This is a genomic window from Nostoc sp. 'Lobaria pulmonaria (5183) cyanobiont', from assembly GCF_002949795.1.
GTDB lineage: Bacteria > Cyanobacteriota > Cyanobacteriia > Cyanobacteriales > Nostocaceae > Nostoc.
On record NZ_CP026692.1, the window covers coordinates 260,830 to 280,301 of the forward strand.

15 protein-coding genes and 1 tRNA gene are annotated in these 19,472 nt (G+C 39.7%); 8 read left to right on the forward strand and 8 right to left on the reverse strand.

All coding sequences use genetic code 11. The annotated features are described in order from the left end of the window. Nucleotides 1–11 precede the first annotated feature (11 nt). From NLP_RS01160 to NLP_RS01180, 5 genes are all read right to left on the reverse strand, one after another. Nucleotides 12–85: transfer RNA gene (locus tag NLP_RS01160), tRNA-Asp, on the reverse strand. A gap of 110 nt (nucleotides 86–195) precedes the next feature. Next, nucleotides 196–1,722, reverse strand: coding sequence for a serine/threonine protein kinase (locus tag NLP_RS01165; protein WP_104904786.1), 1,527 nt, complete (start codon nucleotides 1,720–1,722; stop codon nucleotides 196–198). 101 nt (nucleotides 1,723–1,823) lie between these two features. After that, nucleotides 1,824–3,446 carry a serine/threonine protein kinase gene (locus NLP_RS01170; RefSeq protein ID WP_199784735.1) on the reverse strand — a complete coding sequence of 541 codons (1,623 nt, stop codon included), beginning with the start codon at nucleotides 3,444–3,446 and terminating at the stop codon, nucleotides 1,824–1,826. Nucleotides 3,447–3,749: 303 nt separating this feature from the next. After that, the gene (locus NLP_RS01175) at nucleotides 3,750–4,934 is read right to left on the reverse strand and encodes an esterase-like activity of phytase family protein (RefSeq protein ID WP_104904788.1); all 1,185 of its coding nucleotides are present in this window, start codon (nucleotides 4,932–4,934) and stop codon (nucleotides 3,750–3,752) included. Between the two features lie 238 nt (nucleotides 4,935–5,172). Further along, nucleotides 5,173–6,633: a TM0106 family RecB-like putative nuclease gene (locus NLP_RS01180; RefSeq protein WP_104904789.1), complete on the reverse strand. Its 1,461-nt coding sequence runs from the start codon at nucleotides 6,631–6,633 to the stop codon at nucleotides 5,173–5,175. A 384-nt stretch (nucleotides 6,634–7,017) separates the two neighbouring features. Between NLP_RS01180 and NLP_RS01185 the strand changes: the two genes are divergently transcribed. The 7 genes from NLP_RS01185 to NLP_RS01220 all read left to right on the forward strand — a co-directional run bounded on the left by NLP_RS01185 (nucleotide 7,018) and on the right by NLP_RS01220 (nucleotide 13,648). After that, complete coding sequence (locus tag NLP_RS01185) at nucleotides 7,018–8,211, forward strand: aminotransferase class V-fold PLP-dependent enzyme (RefSeq protein ID WP_104904790.1); 1,194 nt, start codon at nucleotides 7,018–7,020, stop codon at nucleotides 8,209–8,211. 151 nt (nucleotides 8,212–8,362) lie between these two features. Next, nucleotides 8,363–9,445: a glycosyl transferase gene (locus tag NLP_RS01190; protein WP_104904791.1), complete on the forward strand. Its 1,083-nt coding sequence runs from the start codon at nucleotides 8,363–8,365 to the stop codon at nucleotides 9,443–9,445. A 547-nt stretch (nucleotides 9,446–9,992) separates the two neighbouring features. After that, on the forward strand, nucleotides 9,993–10,406 hold the full coding sequence (locus tag NLP_RS01195) for a secondary thiamine-phosphate synthase enzyme YjbQ (RefSeq protein ID WP_104904792.1): 414 nt from the start codon (nucleotides 9,993–9,995) through the stop codon (nucleotides 10,404–10,406). A gap of 296 nt (nucleotides 10,407–10,702) precedes the next feature. After that, a complete protein-coding gene (locus NLP_RS01200) occupies nucleotides 10,703–11,452 on the forward strand; it encodes a hypothetical protein (RefSeq protein WP_104904793.1) in 750 nt (249 codons plus the stop codon). A 32-nt stretch (nucleotides 11,453–11,484) separates the two neighbouring features. Next, nucleotides 11,485–12,273: a Nif3-like dinuclear metal center hexameric protein gene (locus NLP_RS01205; RefSeq protein WP_104904794.1), complete on the forward strand. Its 789-nt coding sequence runs from the start codon at nucleotides 11,485–11,487 to the stop codon at nucleotides 12,271–12,273. Nucleotides 12,274–12,542: 269 nt separating this feature from the next. Next, the gene (locus NLP_RS01210; protein WP_104904795.1) at nucleotides 12,543–12,761 is read left to right on the forward strand and encodes a hypothetical protein; all 219 of its coding nucleotides are present in this window, start codon (nucleotides 12,543–12,545) and stop codon (nucleotides 12,759–12,761) included. Nucleotides 12,762–13,336: 575 nt separating this feature from the next. Next, complete coding sequence (locus tag NLP_RS01220) at nucleotides 13,337–13,648, forward strand: DUF6679 family protein (RefSeq protein ID WP_104904797.1); 312 nt, start codon at nucleotides 13,337–13,339, stop codon at nucleotides 13,646–13,648. 64 nt (nucleotides 13,649–13,712) lie between these two features. On the opposite strand, the gene NLP_RS01225 is transcribed toward NLP_RS01220, so the two are convergent. From NLP_RS01225 to ilvC, 3 genes are all read right to left on the reverse strand, one after another. Further along, nucleotides 13,713–15,383, reverse strand: coding sequence for an MBL fold metallo-hydrolase (locus tag NLP_RS01225; protein ID WP_104904798.1), 1,671 nt, complete (start codon nucleotides 15,381–15,383; stop codon nucleotides 13,713–13,715). A gap of 629 nt (nucleotides 15,384–16,012) precedes the next feature. Continuing rightward, nucleotides 16,013–16,480: a DUF29 domain-containing protein gene (locus tag NLP_RS01230; protein ID WP_104904799.1), complete on the reverse strand. Its 468-nt coding sequence runs from the start codon at nucleotides 16,478–16,480 to the stop codon at nucleotides 16,013–16,015. Between the two features lie 528 nt (nucleotides 16,481–17,008). Continuing rightward, the gene (gene ilvC, locus NLP_RS01235; RefSeq protein ID WP_104904800.1) at nucleotides 17,009–18,004 is read right to left on the reverse strand and encodes a ketol-acid reductoisomerase; all 996 of its coding nucleotides are present in this window, start codon (nucleotides 18,002–18,004) and stop codon (nucleotides 17,009–17,011) included. 794 nt (nucleotides 18,005–18,798) lie between these two features. Between ilvC and NLP_RS01240 the strand changes: the two genes are divergently transcribed. Further along, a complete protein-coding gene (locus NLP_RS01240; RefSeq protein ID WP_104904801.1) occupies nucleotides 18,799–19,431 on the forward strand; it encodes a DUF1003 domain-containing protein in 633 nt (210 codons plus the stop codon). Nucleotides 19,432–19,472: the final 41 nt, after the last annotated feature.

The window sequence follows — 19,472 nt, forward strand, 5'->3', positions numbered from 1 at the left end:
TAAATTTAGAACGGGACTGACGGGGCTCGAACCCGCAACTTCCGCCGTGACAGGGCGGTGCTCTAACCAATTGAACTACAGTCCCTTGTTTGGCAACTTTGCTATTATCACTATTTTTTTTCTACTTGTCAAGTGTTTTGGAGTTAGGAATTAGGAATTGTTTTTGCTCTGTATCTCCCAGGTGCGAATTATTCATTAAAAAGATCGTGATAATACAACCTGTGGCTCTGATTCTAAATGCTGCAATATTCGGGATTGCATTTGTTTATACTGCTGTTTCAATAGCTGTTTGCTCAATTGGGGTTGAGAAGCGGGTGGTAGACTATGGCTCTGTTGCACCCAAGTTTTCAACATTTGCCGCTGAGTTGACTCAATGCGACTGCTGAGAACCTTGATGCAGGAATGTGGTGCTTCCAGAGTAAAGAAAATCAAAGGATATTGCTCATTTTCAGCCAGGAAACTTACCATCCTCAGATTTTGGGGATTTTGCATATCTAAGTAGCACGGTAGCCACTTAGGAGCAAATTGCCGATTATAGAGTACAGTTACCCACAACAACATTGGGTGAGGGGATGTCACAAATATAAACTGGTTGTAACGGGTAGAAACCGCATAGTTTTTGATTTGTTGTTTAGACAACATCAACCATAGGGCTGTAATAGATTCTTGTGGAATATCTAGAAGCTGGGGAAAAACAATTTCTTGAATTGGTTTATTTTGAGGCCACAAAAGTTGCCGATAGCTTTGTTCTACAGTGATTGGTAATGCAGAATTTAAGGGACTGCCAAGGATGGAGTTAGAGGCTAAATTTGGAGAGAAAGTGGGACAATCAGACTGTTCTAGACTGTTTAAAACTTGTAAAATTTCAGCGATATTTTGAGGGCGATCGCTTGCTTTTTTACCTAGACAAGCCATAATTAAATTATTTAGCTTGTGAGGTATTTTAAGAGTAGGTCTAACATCTGCGATCGTTTTTGGTGTTTCAAAGTGATGTGCTTTATACCAAGCACCAAAGTAATCAGTTTCTGGTTGCCAAGGTTTTTTGCCTGTGAGCATCTCAAACATCATCACACCCAGACTATAAATATCAGAGCAACTATCTAGTTTTTCCCCATCTAGCTGTTCTGGAGAACAGTAGGGTAAAGTGCCATTAAATCCACTACTTGTACTAGCTGTTGATGCATAATTCAAAAATCTAGCAATACCAAAATCGAGAATTTTAACTAACTGACCCAATATCGGATCGGGAATAACTAATATATTGGCAGGCTTGATATCTCGATGAACCAACGGACAAATTTTGCCATCAATGTTAATACCTTGATGGGCACACTGTAAGCCCAAACAAATTTGACGAGAGAGAGTCAAAAACATGGGCAGAGATAGCGGAATTAAATCCTTTAAATTCTTGCCACATAGATATTCCATGACGTAGTATGGTTTTCCTTTCTCATTCACACCATAATCATACGCCCGCACTATATGTACGCTCTTTTGACTTAAGGCTGCACTCATTAAAGCTTCACGAGCAAAGTCTTGTTGCATCTTGGTATTAACAACAGTTTGAGTCAAAAACTTGATAGCAACTGGTATACCTCCTAACAAAATATCATTTGCTAAAAAAACTTCACCCATGCCACCGCTGCCAATTAATTGCTTGAGTTGATAACGATTGGCAAGCAAGCCCGTACTACTTGAAGATGTAAATGGGCTTTGATTCACTTTGTTCACCTCTGGCACTAAATCTATTTAAAGTTAGCAATACACACATAAACATATTATTAGGTAATTGTGGCAAGTATTTTGATTTTGACAGTGACCTTTCAAGGACGTAATATAAGTTTCAAAAACATCTCCAATAATTTAGTCATCCAATTTTTTAAACCTTCTTTCTCAATTTTTTGATGTGTGGCTAAATTTTGTAATATTTCTAACTTCAGCTTTTCGTACTCTGTTCGTAGAATATTTTTGGCTTGATTAGGCAAGATTAGTTCATTTGACTGTTGACTCATATCTAACCAATCTAGAAGTTGTTGGCGCTGTTTAGCCGTGAGATTTAAAGTTGTTACATGAGAGCAGTGAGTTGGATCTTCTAGGGGAAAAAATAGTAGATGATAGTAACCTACTTCCGCCAAACTACGTGCTATATTTTGACCTTTATTATCTTTTATATCCAGAAAATAAGGTAACCATTTAGTAGTAGAAGGTTGGATGTCATATAGTACTGTTACCCACAATAGCATCGGGTATACATTCATTTTACTAATAAATTCAGTACCATGTATTTTATCTAAAAATTTTACAATCTCTTCTTTAGGCAACATTGCCCAAAAAGTTGGTATAGGTTTTTGGGGAGTTTGTAGTAAATGAGGAAACCCAATTGACGCAATTGGTTTATTTTTCGGCCAAATTTTCTGCAAACACTCTTTTTCTGATAATAAAGTTGCGGGTACTAATTGAACTGGAAGCGAGACTTTAAGAATGTCATTGCTCTGGCTAGGAATAACATCATTAAGTTGAGCCTTAACTTTTTCTAAATCTTCTAATATTTGGTTTATGTTTTGAGGGCGATCGCTTACTTCTTTAGCCAAACAACTCATCAATATTTTTTCTAATATTTCCGGTATTTTAACTTGCGGATTTACTTCTTCAACTGTCGGTGGCATTTGAAAGCGATGGGCTTGATACCAAGTACCAAAGGAGTTACTTTTAGTTTGAAATGGATGTTTCCCTGTCAGCATCTCAAACATTAGTACTCCTAAACTATAAATATCAGAGCGGACATCTAACAGTTTACGCCCTTCCATGTGTTCTGGAGAACAGTAAGGCAAACTCCCAATAAAAGAATCTGTTAAAGTCATCCCACTTCGCTCTGTTAAAAACTTGGCAATACCAAAATCTAGTATTTTAACAATTTCACCTTTTTTAATATCTTCAGCAATAAATATATTTTCTGGTTTAATATCTCTGTGAACAATAGGATAAATCTCTCCTTTAAGGCTGATACCTTGGTGGGCACATTGTAAGCCTAAACAAATTTGATTACAAATTTCTAAAAACCTTGATATTGTTAAAGGCTGAGTTTTCAGAATTTGTTTGAGATTTTTTCCTTGCAGGCATTCCATTACATAAAATGGAGTTTTATCCTCAGTGACACCATAACTTAAAATGCGAACAATATGTTTACTTTTACGACCCAATTGAGCGCCAATAAAAATCTCTCTGGCAAAGCGTTGGGACATCTGTTGATTTGCCAAACTGAGTGATAATATTTTGACTGCGATCGGCATACCATCTTTAGCAGTATCCTCCGCTAGATAAACTCTACCCATCCCCCCTTTGCCAATCAAATCTCTGATTAAATAGCGATTGTTTAAAAATTGTCCGATGTAATCGTCTAATTCTGCCTTTTGCCCTACCATACTCTCCATTTTATTTTCTGGCATAAAAATTATTTATAAAAATGTTATTGGCAAAATAATTTAATAAGTCTAGCTAATTATTAAATTTAAATCTAAGAAATATCCGAATTTGGAGAACATTAATTATATGCTGTAAATATCTTTAAGCTCTCTGCAAAAGCTACTAAACATTATGTAACATATTTATTAAGGAGTACGGTTGAGAAATTACACGTAAACTATAAATAAGCTAGATAAAGTTACTTAGTAGATTCCGTGAATACACAGGAATAATCAAAAATAACTAAATAGTAGTCAAGCCACGATAGCACTTTTACCTCTATACGGTTAAAGGTTAATATTCGGAAGTAAACGGCGTAATAATCTAATTAGCGGAGTTTCAATTTTAATTTTAAAGGCTAGTATCTGGGTGCGTTGCAGGGAGTTAAAATTATTATCACTAATGAGAATTAATGATTGTTGACCATCCCGTAGTTTTGGGCCAAGAGTTAAGCCTTCGATGTTGTCTAGCAGTACATCTAGTTTTCTCAAATCTAACAACAGTTTTTTCTTAACTGGTTTAATGTTTTTGGAGTCAACTGCTAAAAGGCTATCAATATTATGAATATCATCGGCTCCTTCTAAAGAAACTTGAAACAGCGAAATAGCAAATCCTAAACCAGTGAAAGACCGTTCTAAACTTATGAAGTGTCCTTGATTATCGAGAGCAAGTAAATCAGGTAATCCACTAGCGAATTTGCCAATCAAATTCAAAAATGGTGTAACTGGTTCAGTTTGGTAAAGAAATTCCCTTTCTGGCTGGTTGTTGAGCAAGTTGTATTGCAAAATTCGGCAAGGACTACCGATATTAGGTTTAGCGGCGACCCCATCTTGAATTAGAGCATTTTCGGTGGCTGTAAATAGATGCTTGTTATCGGGTGTGATGGTGAGGCTTTCAAAAGCCAAATTGTTGCGGATACCCTGTTGACTAGTTTTATCTGGCAAAAATTTGTTTGGTATGGGGAGTGTAACAATTTCTTTATCAGAAGATAGTGAGAATTCTTTAATAGAAGGATTAATTAATTTTTCAGCATTGCCTTCAGAAGAAATAAATACAGTTGCTTTGTTAGTTAATGCAATACCTTCTGTATCAGTTTCACCAGGGCGAAATGTTTGACCATTTTCATTTAATAATCTGGTAACGCTGACTGGAATAATTCCACCTTTTTGTAGAGAACTTTTGCTCAAGTCGATTTTCAAGGTGTAGAAACGAGCAGCAGCTTTTTGTCCGCGATCGTCAGAGATAGCGTAATAAAGGTTATTTTTTACATTATATGTAATTCCAGATAAACCTCCAACTTCAGTTTTTTGAAAGATTAGACCTTTCGGTAAGGTAGCTTCCCCGATAAATTCTATGCTACTCACCTCAACACCATTTGACGGAAAGTTTGTAAATACGAAGCTAATAATTAAAATCGGGATTAAAAAGTAAAGAATTCGTGGAAATACAAAGATTTTTTTAATGAACTGCATGGAAAGCTATTACTAAATTTTGAAAATCATCAACAAGATAACACTGAAATAGTAGTGATACTAGTTCTGAATGAAGATGTGCTAAACCATGTTAGAAATTGAGTACAAGAAAGATAAACGAATCGCATACTCCTACGGAGAAGCTATGCGTAGTGTCTCGTATAGAAGCACACAAAGAAATAAAGTTAAAAAGTTTGGCGCAGTCTCACAAAGAAATGGTATGAGTACTCAGCACTTATTAAGCAAGTCGTAAACCATATTCATCTTGGAAAAAGTTGACAAGCCAATCTTTGACTCTGTGGGTGGCGCGGCAGTCATCTTCATTGTAACGTTGGATAGTTTCTAGTAAGGTGCGATCGCCTGTTTCTAACCATCGATCATACCAGTAAATACACTTAGCACCACTGGCTTCTCGATCGCGCCACTCAAATCCTATCCAACGAGCGATCGCTTTCAAAGCATAGCTTTCTACAGGCAATGCTACACTTTGGGTTAATTGCTCATACACATCCACAAATCGATTCAGTACAGGACGCACTAAGGAATGTGGAGTGCCGTAAAGTTTTGCCAACCGTTTGACTGTATCAAACTCGTAGACACAAAAATGATAAATTGGTGCTTCGGGATATTGCCAAACCAAATCCAAAAATTGCTGCCAAACTAATTCTTCATCTTCTGGTTTGTCTGCTAAAAAAGAATAAAATTGTTCTGTATTATTTTGTCTATTAACGACCAAAACCCCTAAGAGATAATCTAAATCTAAGTCTGGCTGGGCTTCAATATCAAAATAAAGCTCTATGGGTGCTGTGAATGTAATATCTTCTGTTGGTAGCGGGTAGGGTAGAATCAACGGTCGTTTTTCTAGTGCAGATTGAGCTTGCACTACCAATTTTGGCGCTACTTCGCTGTCAAAACCAAGCAGGTTTTCTAAGCTGCTGGGACTGGTGTTAGCAAGAGATTCCAGTGTAGTAATGTCTAAGGCTTGGAGTTGAGTGTAGCGAAGGGGTGTTACACCTGGTAACAATGAGAGATGTTTTTCAAATTGAGCGATCGCATAACATTCACTATACCAATGGCAAAAACTGCACTTTTGGCGAGAAATAAATACCTCTGGTGGATTCGGTAACTCTAAAACTTGAATAAACTCATCCAAAATCTGCTGCATTCGTGGTGTCCATTTGCACAGATCCACTGCATAATTTGTATTTTTGGTTCGCAATATGAGCAAAGCTGTTTCAGGTGCAACTCCCTGGACTGTTGCCAACACTTGGGCATGAAATGCAGCGACAACTTGATATTCTTGCTTCGGGCGCTTACCCAGTTCAATATTAGCTGGGACGTAGATCCAATCTCCAAAATGGGATTGTCCCGGTTGTTTCACGAGTAAATCTGGACGACTTAGCAGGGTGTCTGCTTCAGAATAAGTTGCTAACAGTACTCCTTTATAGATGTACTCAACCCCACGCTGCATCAATTCTAAAGTTGCTTTCTCTCCCTTTTCCCAGTTTCCATAAGAATAATCTGGTTGATGATAAGTCATCTGTGCTATAGCACTCAACTGATGAGCGATTTTGTCCTGTTGCAATTTCCGTAGCAACTCATTGGGAGCATCGCGCTGACTTCTGTCACCGTGGATATCTAGAAAAGGTCGGCGTTTACAACGTTGGTATTGCAGTAGGAGTTCAGCATTAATTAGCATCCTTTTAAGTTAACAAGAATTAGCAGAATCTGGGAGTAACTCTGGCAATTAAAATCTGGAAGTAATCTGGAAGTGGCAATCGCGTCCACGCTCAATTTGCCGTTTATTTTATACTGTCAACAGCTAGCTATTGGCGTAAACAGCACAAGCGTTTGCTTTTGCCCCAAATTACAAATAAAAGAGAGTGATAAAAAACCACAGTTTGTCCATTATTGCAAGGGTACATGACAAAACAACATGAGCCGTGTCTTATCTGTAAGTGTGTCACACTCTGGAGAAAGGGTCAGAATCCCTATTTGATCTCCGAATTCGAGCATTCAATCTTTGTGATTGGGATCGTCTGAATATCAATAGCCTGTAAACAGCAGATATCTCTTGTGAATTATGACTAGTATTTCTGCATCACCAATCAAGCTGCATCACCATCGAGAGCAATTTCCGGCTTTAGGGAATAAGGCTTATTTTAACTATGGGGGACAAGGGCCGATGCCCCAAAGGGCAATGGATGCGATCGCCCAAACTCAAGCTTATGTTCAGCAAATAGGCCCCTTTGGTAATGAGGCGTTTAGCTGGATAGCACCTCAGACTCAAGCCGCAAGAGAAGCGATCGCTTTGGAGTTAAATGCACCAAGCCAAACAATTACTCTTACCCAGAATGTCACTATTGGCTGTAATATTGCCATGTGGGGCATTGAATGGCGTGCTGGCGACCATCTACTGCTCTCAGACTGCGAACATCCAGGCGTGATTGCCACAGCTGGGGAAATCTCGCGGAGATTTGCTGTGGAAGTTACCACTTGTCCCCTAAAAGCGACTTTAAATGAGGGCGACCCTGTAACCATCATTGCCCAGCATTTGCGCCCCAATACCCGCCTAGTAATATTGAGTCATGTTTTCTGGAATACTGGTCAAGTTTTACCTCTTGATAAAATTGCCGAAGTATGCAGAAAGAATCATTCTGCACTATTAATAGATGCTGCCCAATCTGCTGGTTTATTGCCTTTAAACTTAACTGAATTGGGAGTAGATTTTTATGCTTTCACTGGTCACAAATGGTTATGTGGCCCTGCGGGTGCTGGTGGTTTGTATGTCCGACCAGAAGCACGAGAAAGCCTGAAACCTACGTTTATTGGTTTGAATGGCATTGTTGTAGATAGTCAATCTCAGCCTGTGGATTGGCTTCCAGATGGGCGACGATACGAAGTGTCTACATTAGCTTATCCGTTGTATCTTGGGTTAAAGGAAGCGATCGCAATTCATCAGCAATGGGGAACGTCACAGGAACGTTACGAGCAAATTTGCCATAACAGTGAGTATCTCTGGCGACAATTGATAGCGTTATCCGATATTAAATGTTTGCGAACTTCCCCACCCGAAAGCGGTATAGTCTCCTTCCAACTTGCAAATAATCAGCCTCAAGCTCATTTGAAGTTGGTACAATTTTTAGACTCACAAAGGATATTAACTCGGACAATTGCCGATCCTAGCTGTATACGCGCTAGCGTCCATTACTTTACTTTAGAATCAGAAATCGACCTATTGGTTGAAACGATTCAAAGTTTTTGCAAAATTAATTAAAAATTAGGAATTGTAAGTTATAAATGTGAGTGAAAATTATAATTTTCACTCATAAATCTGTCAATTTTAGATTTTTCCGTCAATCTAAAATCTCAAATCCAAAATTGAATGACTTTTGACTTCCCCGAAGGGGTTGACTCCTAACTTGAAAATGGAACGCCCAATCTTATATTTAGCCATAACAAACCACGGCTTTGGTCATGCTACCCGCACAGCATCTATAGCCGCAACCATTCAAAAATTATGTCCAGAAGTTCTGTTAATTCTCGTAAGTACTGCCCCACGCTGGCTGCTAGAGTGCTATATAGAAGGCGATTTTATTTATCGTCCTCGTGCATTTGATTTGGGTGTGGTGCAAACGGATAGTTTGACAATGGATAAAGCAGCGACTTTAGAAAAGTTGCTCGATATTAAGAAACATCAAAATTCGCTGATTGCCTCAGAAGTGAATTTTATTCGCCAAAATCGCGTTAATCTTATTTTGGCAGACATTCCCTTCCTCACTCCTGGGTTTGCCAAAGCGGCAAATATTCCCTGCTGGATGATGAGTAACTTTGGCTGGGACTTTATCTACCGAGATTGGGGAGGTGAATTTACCGCAGTTGCAGATTGGATTAGTGATTGGTATTCAAAGTGCGATCGCCTCTTTCGTCTCCCTTTCCACGAAGCAATGCCAGCTTTTAACAATATCACAGATGTCGGCTTAACAGGCGGTTCCCCTCGTTACTCTGCTGATGATTTACGTTCTCTTTGGGGAATAACTGCACCAGTCGAAAAAACCATTTTGTTGACCTTTGGCGGGTTGGGTTTACAGCAAATTCCTTATGATAACCTACAGCGATTTCCAGATTGGCAATTTATCGTATTCGATCAATCTGCCCCTGATTTACCTAATTTAGTGAAAATTAATGACCACAAATACCGCCCTGTAGATTTTATGCCTATTTGTGGGCGAGTCGTCTCTAAACCTGGTTACAGTACTTTTTCTGAAGCCACGATACTAGGAGTACCAATTGTCACCATACCGCGTGAAGACTTTGCCGAAGCAACTTTTATCGTAGAAGGTATAACTAATTATAATCAGCATCAAATTCTCACCCCATCTGAGTTTTTTCAAGGGACTTGGAATTTTCTCCATGAGTTACCTCAACTACCAAAGCAATCTCAACCAATTGCTAAGGATGGTAATGAAGCGATCGCTAAAGCTGTTCTCAATTATTTACAGACAAAATAAAGTTATTTAAAAAAACATCAATTAATAATGGAATTTCCATTCAAAAATAAATAAAATAAATGAGAATTATCTGCATAGAAGATGTGTTTAATCATTGATATTTTTCAGAAATAACGTTAGTCTTTCATTTATCAAATAAATGTCTTATTTGCTATATATATTGTGTTGCTAAGTCTGCTCATCATATCTAGATTAATGAGAAAATTTAGTCTTTTAAAGATATTATAAATATTATTACTGGTTTTCAACTTTATGCTATTTTTACAGGCTTGATTACCACGCAAACTCTTTTTCAGCCCAAACCTATAAACTGACGATATTTAGAATAAATATTTGAACTTATCACTTCAAGTATATCAGTTACAGATGTTAGTTAGCTTAAGAGAGACTTATAATGAAAATCAGAAGCAAGTAGAGGATATATCTCAATCCTTGAGATATGCTACTTTTGTAATTACCAGAATCGCCTTTGTTGCCTTGTTACATCAAGTAACAGTTTATTTCATTCCCGAACTCCAAATACTATCATCAATAATTACCGTTTTAAATGACTCACTACCAAAAGTTATTAAAAATTTCCACTACTGGCAAATCTTTTTACAACATCACTACACAAATTGCAGCCGCAGTTGCCGAATCGGGGGTTGAAACTGGTCTTTGTACTTTATTTTTGCGCCATACTTCAGCCAGTTTAGTGATCCAAGAAAATGCCGATCCTGATGTTCTTGTGGATCTAGCTAATTTTATGGCAAAACTCGTCCCAGAATCAGGTAAATACATTCACGACGCAGAAGGCCCCGATGATATGCCAGCACACATCCGTACTGCACTCACTCACACTTCTGAACATATCCCCATTAATCGCGGTCACTTGGTACTGGGAACTTGGCAGGGAATTTATATTTGGGAACACCGCCAACGCAGTCATTCCAGAGAATTAGTTGTTCACATATCTGGATAGCAGATTCTCAAGTTTTATTTAAGGTGCAGTTTTGTAGAGTTTAAATACTCTGGTTATATCGCCTACATTTTGGGTATAATCTCTTAAACTTGTGCTGATTGAGATGGATTAAATAAATTTTGTATTGATAATTTTAGCATCAAAATTATTAAGATAAAAAATAATCAGATAAATACTAAATAATTCATGTAAATTTGTAAATTTAAAAGTTAAGTTTATTTGTGATTATTAAATAATTTATTTAGGGCAATATACACTAGTATTTAGTGTAAGCTGTCTGGGCTACTTCTATTACTATGAAGCAAGAACTAACGCCAACTCATACTTTTCAACTTATTGATGAAATCCTTGCCCAGCAGTCTGTTAATTTATTGTCACTTAATCCCCAAAAAACATTAATTACCAGCTTTGCAGAATTAGAAAATTTGATTGCAGAACAAAACACCGACATTCAAATTATCACAACCATTCAAGCAACTATCGAAAACATAGTCCGTACTCAGTTGCAAAATTTCCCAGAAAACATCTTCTGGGATTTTGATTTTCTGGTAAGTAGTATGCTTCGGCAGGCTTTAAACGCAGATGAGGGCGCTATTGCTTTCTTAAAGGTTTTTGGTGAAAAGATGGTGTGTCTGACAGAGATGTTCGGAAATAAAACGGAAATACGCTTCCGTTATGTTCATGATTTTATGTATGGTTTTGAGTGGGCAAGATGGGTACAAAAAGAGCCACAACAACGCGCACATATAGAGCCTTTTAGTTTGTTGTTTTTAGATTATTTGCTCATCAAAGGTAAGGAACTTTTACAACGTATTAAGCATGGTCAGGTCGTATCTTATAAACTGTGTGATACAGGCTACCGCAACCCCTTCACCTTTTCTCGCGAACCAGAAGATGAATACCGTCTGCTAACTTATCTTGCTGAAGAACAACTGATTCCAGTAGCAGTATGGAACTGGAATGCTAGCCCTGTATGGAACAAACCTTTTCAGGAAATGCGCCAGCAATTAGCATTAAAATTAAATATTAAACCACAGAAACGCTGATTAGCAATTAAAAATTGCTGAAGAAAATAATTATGAAAATTGCTGATTTAATTACTTGGTTTGAAGCATGGGCGAATCCTGCTTGGTGTGAAAGCTGGGATAATTGTGGCTGGCAGGTTGAACCAGGTATTTTGCAGGAAAAAACACGGGTTTTGGTGTGTTTGACACCAACTTTGGCGGTAATGCAAGAAGCGATCGCAGAAAATGCTAATCTGATATTCGCCCATCACCCCTTGATTTTTAATCCTCTGAAATCTTTACGCACTGGTGAAGCGATCGCCGAAATGGTACGGTTAGCTTTTACCCACAATATTGGTATTTACACTGCTCACACGAATTTTGACCAAGTGCAAGACGGCACTGCTGACGTGTTAGCTCAGATTTTAGAACTCAAAGAAGTTACTCCTATAGAACTTACACAAGCAGGATTAGGATATGGTCGTGTTGGTTTGCTAGAGCCATTTCTGACATTACAGGAATTACTTGCAACAATTCAAACCCGACTTTCTCCTCCTAATTTGATTTTTTCTCCAAGTGCTGATTTACAGCAAACAATTTCACGAGTTGCTGTTTTGGGTGGTTCGGGGGCTAGTTACATTTCAGCCGTCGCCAAAACAGGTGCTCAAGCTTATCTGACTTCTGATTGTAAATTCCATCAGTTTCAAGAAAGCCGCGACCGCAATCTCATTTTAATCGATGCTGGACATTACGCTACCGAACGTCCGGCTTGCGATCGCTTGGTGCAAAAATTCCAATCTTTAAACTTAGACTGGGTGCAATTAAGTCAAAAAGATGAAGATTTTCGCCAGTTTTTTGCTTGATTGCTGATGTTTCATTATATTTTGTCGATGCTTTTTGAAAAAATTGTTGTATTTTAATTTTGTTAAGGTCTCAACTTTTCAACATTGATCCTGAAAATTCCTATGCCCTTTTATCTGTATATATTAAAGTATCGAAAACTCACATTGTGATATAAATCACTGATTGAGCGTAATACTAATCACACAGTATTAATGTTTCATATCAATTAGCAACAGAGGAAAATGTTCCACACTAGACCTAATAATTTGCTCACTCTGCCCTAATCAAGATGATTCGCACAATTATTGCATCTGCTTTCCAAACTGGATATCTTAGTGTTGAATCTGAGGGTTTACTCCAGCAGGTGCTAGCCACTAAATGCTATCAGTCAGAGGATTTGCCAGACCTTGCAGCCCTATACGATGCGGTTCGCGCCGGAAAAATTAAACGAGAAGCATCCTCATCGAACGTGCTTATAGAATTTCCTTTACCACATAAATCCTCCTGAGACTTCTGGAGTAGAATTTTCTCATAGTCTTTTCCCTCTACCTCTTCCCTTACTCTGTTGCCTTTTTTTAGGCAAAAACCTGAAAAACTCAAAACTATTTGGGTGTTGTTGTTGAAAAGCATCAAGGTCAGCAAGAGAATGAGTTAAGATCAGATACAAGTGGGTAAAAGTAAAGCCAAGTCCCCGGACTTCCCAATAATGCCAATGATTAAAAGTAGGCAAGTTAAACAACCGCAATCAACGATTGTTTTCGAGTATTCTTTATTACATAATGGTAAGAATGACTCACCAACAAATATAAACCTGGTTAGGACAGGTACCGAATTGTTTGACTTCTATAGAAGCAGACATTCCCTAGAATAAGCCGGAGGGAGATTGAGTTTATTGTTAGAGCATCTGATTTATCACCCAATATTATCCTGATATTTTGATAACTAGAAGCAAATCTTGGGATTGGGTGATGAAGCGTACTTGTTCTAAACAGTGAAATTAGCCTCTTAAAGGTGTAATGTAATGGGGTAGAACCCAGATTTTGACAGGTTTAACTACGTTGTTTAAAAAGGCAGAAACAGTACATGCTACACCGCAAGATTTATCAACTGTGTTGCGATGGGCGCGAGGTATGTGTTTTCTTGCGGGACCAGCAACGCTGGATTGAACGCGCCCGCATCATAGACATAGAGGGAGATTTAGTGACCCTACGCTATGAAACAGATGAAGAAGACGAAGTTTGCTCTTGGGAAGAAATGGTTCGCCTCGAGAGCATTGGTGCTGTAACGCAAAAATTGGCTTCAGTACCACGCGGTAATGTGGAACCTCTGATGACTGAAGATTGTCCCGAAGCAGAGCGCATTCACAACCGTTACACTGACTCGAATCCAGAATAAATAATCAGTGCTGAGTGCTGAGTATCGAGTGCTGAGTAATAAATCCTAACTCAGGACTCAGAACTCAGGACTCAGGACTAGATAAACCTTCAAAGGCAGGACAGTAACCTTCGAGAGTTACCTTAAAGTTATACAACGGGGAAGCTGGGTTCCAACACCGCTGCCCCCTTTGATGTCGGCAAGTACCACAACAGTCTACATCTGCCCATGTATAGCGATCGCTGTTTTGGTTGAGCAGTTCTCGTTGAGACAATCCCCTTAATACTAATTCTTCCCCTTGCCAACGAGCTTCGATTAAACCAGTATCGGCAAATTGCCGCCAACGCTGATCGGCAGTAATCACATTGGGTAGGGTGATTGTGATTACTGTTCCTAACTCTGTCAGTTCGCCTTCATAGTTAGTCTCTGGTGCTGCCGGTTGTAAAAATGTGTCGCCGATGGGCAGTTCTACTAAGGTTTCAGCTGCCGGGGAATGTACGTGGTAGCGGTTTTGCAACTCCTCTAAGCTAGTCAGGTCTGCCAAGTAGGCAGGGGAACCGTGGACAAAAATCACGTGCTGGGGTCGCAAATTATGAATTAGCTGCGTAGTACCAGGGCCATCGCTATGTTGAGCTAAGAGATAAGTTTCAAGAGTGGTGGGCGCTAAATATTCTTTGTTAACTTTTATATCAATTTTTTCTGGTAGGAGAATCAGCCAAGGCCCGGTGTCTAATTGGCAGTGTTCGCCTAAATCAGATGTCGAGTCGGTGAGGACAATACAAGGTGACTTACCTACACTGGGACGATGTTCTGGTTGTAGACGACGCACGCGGGGACGTACCCGTTCATCCCAAAACAAGGGTTGATGGCGGGCAAAGTTCTGCACTGATGGGGGGAGATGGGGTAGCAGTTCAAGATATGCATCGCATCCAGTGGCGACAGCACCATCTACCCAAATATCTAAATCTCGGCCGGTGAAGTGGTGATGCGATCGCAAAAGCATTAATAATTCTTGACCTAATCCTAAAGCCGGGGTAGGAAGGATTACAGAACAATTGTCAGCGATCGCTCGATGAATTCGCTCGGCTAATTGATTTTCTTGGTTGCGGCGATGGGGATGACGGGATGTGCCATAACTACCTTCAATGATTAGCACATCCAAGTCTAAGCCCCGCAGTTCCTCTAAACGCAAACCTTCTACTAGTCGGGAGTTCGATAAGAAAAAGTCCCCTGTATACAGTAGCTTGTAAGTACGCTGCTGGGTGGTGTAGGTGAGGAGAATTGCGACTGCTCCTGGTAAATGCCCGGCGGGAAATAATTCTGCCACCAAACCATCTTGGAATTCCACAGGCGATCGCAATGGCAAGGCATGACAAAATTGGGAAATTTTCTCAGGGTCTTCGTCTACCCAATTCAGTGGTAGTAACTTGCTAGTTACCTCACTACCATAAATAGGTAACTTTGGAAAAGCTTTATGCAGCGCCAGTAAGCCTTTAGCATGATCTGGGTGGGCATGACTAATCAAAACTAAATCTGCTGGTAGGGGCGAACTAGTTCCACTTACCGACTTAGTAAGCCCCTTAGCCAGCGATGAAATATCCTCCAAACCACAGTCCAACAGAATGCGGTGTGGCCCCATTTTCACCAATAAACACACGCCCTCATTGTCATGCTGGACACTATAGGGCAAACATTCTAATTCACTACCCGCTTCCGCAGCATCTACGCGAGAGGATGCCGATAGATTATTCCTCATGCTCTCCTCCCCTCAAACCTCATCATCATGGACATATCTCAAAAGCCAAAAGTTACACAAATTTTGCTTTTGTGACTTAGGGGTAAGTTTTATCGTGCGCCCCTACACCCTGAGAATACGGATTTTTGATTGGGGAGGACGCCTGCACCGAACCCGCACTGGTTCGGAAAGGTGGGTTAACGAAAAGCTATCAAACTGGTAACTCAAGGAGTTTGACTCTGGTTTCTTTTCCCTTTACAAGTTTTGAGCGCTCTTAGCCAACTCACCCTCCGGGAAGTCGATCGAGCGTCTACAGATTTATCTCAATGTGCGGAGCCATTGCCATGATAGTTATCTGAATCATAGAATCCATTCTTCGTGCCAAAAAATAAGCACGAAAGCGTAAATATGACTGTTAATCCAGCTAGAATCAACTTTACATCCATTTGTTTGCTGCCCTTTACTCAAAGACTTTCCTATATTAATTTAGTGCTTCCGCTATCAAACGGAATCACTAGAAAATCTTTACTATGCTTATATGGATTGGGCAATAGGTAAATTCACCACAATCAGTCAGATTGTAGAACCTTTCGGTCAAGCTGTCTATCCATCTAGATGTAAAGTAAAGCAATATGACAACGAGCAATCGTTTACAGCCCGTAAAAATCCTCATCTAAAATCTGCTCAATCGAAAAAGGACAAACGGTGGGATATTCACTTTCTTGGGGTATGCGAATCCCAAACTTAGCCAGCTTACCTTCCTTAATCCCTAACTTTCGAGCATCTGGGTAGGCTTTTTCCACCGCCTCTATTAGAAAACTTTTTAGAGAAGGAGTATCTGCCAAATTATTCAGAACTCGCTGACGGTGTTCCAATATTGAGCTATACCAGCTTCCTTTGATCCGATCGGGTACATCATACTGAAGCCGTAACTTGAGTAGATGCGCCAATAAAATTGTCAGATTGCTTTTGAGCGCATTTTTCTCCGCCTTACCCAAATCAACTAGCTCTTCAATTAAATGCTCAATATCCAACGCCTCAAATTCATGATTTTTTAACTGTTGAATGGTTTGCTCAATCCATAATTGCAAATCTCGATCGTATAGCGGGTTAGGCATTTCTCAGATCAACTCTTAACTATTCAACATTCCAGCTAGCCCGGAAGTTTATTCGATTGTAGCGATGAAAGCGATCGCACTTAGAGGAGGTTTGAAAAGCTATTACCGTTAGGGATGTTTTTGTACAACTGAGGGAATTCCATCAAGCAGGATACGAATGTTTATGTTGGGCAAAAAATGCAACATTTAAACTAATGGATGCAAAATTTCATCCACGCAACGCGTACAGCCTGGGGGATTTATCAATGTGTCCAGTGTTTCGTCCTCAATGGTCAAGTATCTATGAGGCAATACAGGATACCAAACCACAGCGCCACAAGCTGATAAGTTTTTTCTTTAGGAGGTATCCCAAAGTGACCAACAATGATTTTATTGAACGCTGCGATCGAGATACTTCCTTATGGTTAAAATGATGCATTAGACATCTCCAAAAATTAAATATGCTGTAACCAGAACCCTTGTAGAGACGTAGCAGTGCTACGTCTCTACATTCTTTTTTTTTGGAGATGTCTGATGTTATTTTTTTGCTTAAGCTTTTTTCAACCAGCTAAACATAGCGCGTAAATCTTTACCAACTTCCTCAATTTTGTGTTCAGCTTCTTTGCGACGCATGGCGGTAAATCCTGGTTTACCAGATTGGTTTTCCAAAACAAATTCCCGCGCAAATTGCCCAGATTGAATCTCGCTGAGAATCTTCTGCATTTCAGCTTTGGTTTGTTCGGTGACAATCCGCGGGCCACGGGTATAATCGCCATATTCAGCCGTATTAGAAATACTGTCGCGCATTTTGGCTAAACCACCTTCCACAACCAAGTCTACAATCAGCTTGACTTCATGCAGACATTCAAAATAAGCCAATTCTGGTTGATAACCAGCTTCTACCAAAGTTTCAAATCCGGCTTTGATTAAAGCACTCAAACCACCGCACAATACTGCTTGTTCGCCAAATAAATCTGTTTCGGTTTCTTCACGGAAAGTAGTTTCGAGAACACCGGCACGAGTACCACCGATACCTTTAGCATAAGCCATCGCGCGATCGCGTGCTTGACCACTGCCATCTTGATAAACTGCAAACAGCGCTGGTACGCCTTCACCACTTTCATAAGTCCGCCGTACCAAATGCCCCGGCCCTTTTGGTGCTACCATCACCACATCTACATTAGCCGGTGGTACAACTTGCCCAAAGTGAATATTGAAACCGTGGGCAAAGGCTACCACATTCCCTTCTTCTAAATTTGGTTCAATCTCGTTTTTGTAAATCGTTTTTTGAACTTCATCAGGTAACAAAATCATGATGAAGTCAGCAGCATTGGCAGCATCTGCAACATTTTTCACAGTTAACCCAGATGCTTCAGCTTTTGCGACTGACTTACTACCCGGATATAGTCCCACAATCACATTCAAACCACTATCTTTGAGATTGAGAGCGTGGGCATGACCTTGGGAACCATAGCCGATAATAGCAATAGTTTTTCCAGCCAAAAGGTCTAAATTGGCATCTTCGTCATAATACATCCGGGCCATAGAAGCATCTCCTGTCAGCAAGCATCATCATTTATTGGCAGGCTTACGATTGTACCCCAAATTGAGTAGCCACAGATGAACTGTGACCCGGATTTCTCACAATATTGCTCAAAGCGTTATAAAACCTAGATTCATAAGTTTCACACTGTATGAAAATTTTTAGCCGTCAGAAATGTCCGAAAGATACCTGGGTAAAGGTTATAAATAAGGGACTGACAAATAAAAAATACTCAACTACTTCTTGTGATGTGGACATCGCCCTTTAGCTATGGGCGGTGTCCACATCACAAGATTGAATAATTTATTTGTTGGAAATTCCTAATGCGATCGCTAATTCTCAAATCGGGAATATATTCAAAAAACCGAACCTATACGGCAACGCAATATTTTAGTAGTTAATTTGACAGGTTACACAGATAATTTACTTAAGTTAGCCAAAATCATCAGCACCGTCCCCCACAGTCATAATAGTGTTTCCCATTAGGGAAGCTTCGTTATTAAGGACTAGTATTCGGAAGTTTTACCCTAGTATAATGTCACTAAATATAGGGTTAGTAAAGCTAGTGATTCCTTGAGAGGAAAGGCATTCTAAGACGTTCGGCGTACCCAGAGTACGATCCTGGTTGCCATGTCACCTTGAAACTTACCTGCGATAACGGTTCTAGTAGACGCTATAACCTTATTACCTCCAATTTTAGTTCAAACTTGATTGATTAATTAAGCATATAAAAGTCGAATTGCGGTTTAAATTGAGTTAGTAAATTGAAGTAATCATTCATCAAGTCAGACTACCAATGCTCTCCCAAGATAAACCAGATCCAAAAGATTCACCGCAAGGATCGTCCGAAACACGTCGTCAAAACATTCTGCCCACTGCCCCATTACCGGAATCTATTAGTAAAAATATCGAGACTATCATCGCATTACACAGACGTTCTGAAAAAGACATACCACGACATCAGCGGGTTGTAGAAACGGTAAGTGCTTTTTTTGGTCGTCCTGCATTCCTGTATAGCATCCTGCTGGGGATTATTCTGTGGATAACACCCAATGTCTTACCACGACGTTTCGGCATACCAAGATTTGATCCTCTTCCATTTTCTTGGTTACAATTTTCACTGACTGCGGGTTCGTTGTTGGTGACAACAGGAGTATTGATTAAACAAGAGCGACAAGAAAAGTTAGCAGAGCAACGGACGCAGCTTATTCTTCAACTCAACCTGCTCTCTGAGCAAAAAATCGCTAAACTCATCGGTTTGCTTGAGGAATTACGCCAGGATATTCCTAATGTCAAAAATCGCTCTGACCCGGAGGCTGAAATGATGAAGTCCCCAACTGATCCGCACGCAATTATAGATGTATTAGAAGAGACTTTAGCATCCGAACTAGCAAGTTTCTCTCAGCAACAAACATCAATTGAAGAATAATTGGACTTTGGACAAAACTTGATCCCTGTTACATAAATCGC

Coding starts and splice junctions, on each gene's coding strand:
- NLP_RS01170 (WP_199784735.1), bottom strand. CDS start 3,446: ATGCCAGAAAATAAAATGGAGAGTATGGTAGGGCAAAAGGCAGAATTA.
- NLP_RS01175 (WP_104904788.1), bottom strand. CDS start 4,934: ATGCAGTTCATTAAAAAAATCTTTGTATTTCCACGAATTCTTTACTTT.
- NLP_RS01180 (WP_104904789.1), bottom strand. CDS start 6,633: ATGCTAATTAATGCTGAACTCCTACTGCAATACCAACGTTGTAAACGC.
- NLP_RS01185 (WP_104904790.1), top strand. CDS start 7,018: ATGACTAGTATTTCTGCATCACCAATCAAGCTGCATCACCATCGAGAG.
- NLP_RS01190 (WP_104904791.1), top strand. CDS start 8,363: ATGGAACGCCCAATCTTATATTTAGCCATAACAAACCACGGCTTTGGT.
- NLP_RS01195 (WP_104904792.1), top strand. CDS start 9,993: ATGACTCACTACCAAAAGTTATTAAAAATTTCCACTACTGGCAAATCT.
- NLP_RS01200 (WP_104904793.1), top strand. CDS start 10,703: ATGAAGCAAGAACTAACGCCAACTCATACTTTTCAACTTATTGATGAA.
- NLP_RS01205 (WP_104904794.1), top strand. CDS start 11,485: ATGAAAATTGCTGATTTAATTACTTGGTTTGAAGCATGGGCGAATCCT.
- NLP_RS01210 (WP_104904795.1), top strand. CDS start 12,543: ATGATTCGCACAATTATTGCATCTGCTTTCCAAACTGGATATCTTAGT.
- NLP_RS01220 (WP_104904797.1), top strand. CDS start 13,337: ATGCTACACCGCAAGATTTATCAACTGTGTTGCGATGGGCGCGAGGTA.
- NLP_RS01225 (WP_104904798.1), bottom strand. CDS start 15,383: ATGAGGAATAATCTATCGGCATCCTCTCGCGTAGATGCTGCGGAAGCG.
- NLP_RS01230 (WP_104904799.1), bottom strand. CDS start 16,480: ATGCCTAACCCGCTATACGATCGAGATTTGCAATTATGGATTGAGCAA.
- ilvC (WP_104904800.1), bottom strand. CDS start 18,004: ATGGCCCGGATGTATTATGACGAAGATGCCAATTTAGACCTTTTGGCT.
- NLP_RS01240 (WP_104904801.1), top strand. CDS start 18,799: ATGCTCTCCCAAGATAAACCAGATCCAAAAGATTCACCGCAAGGATCG.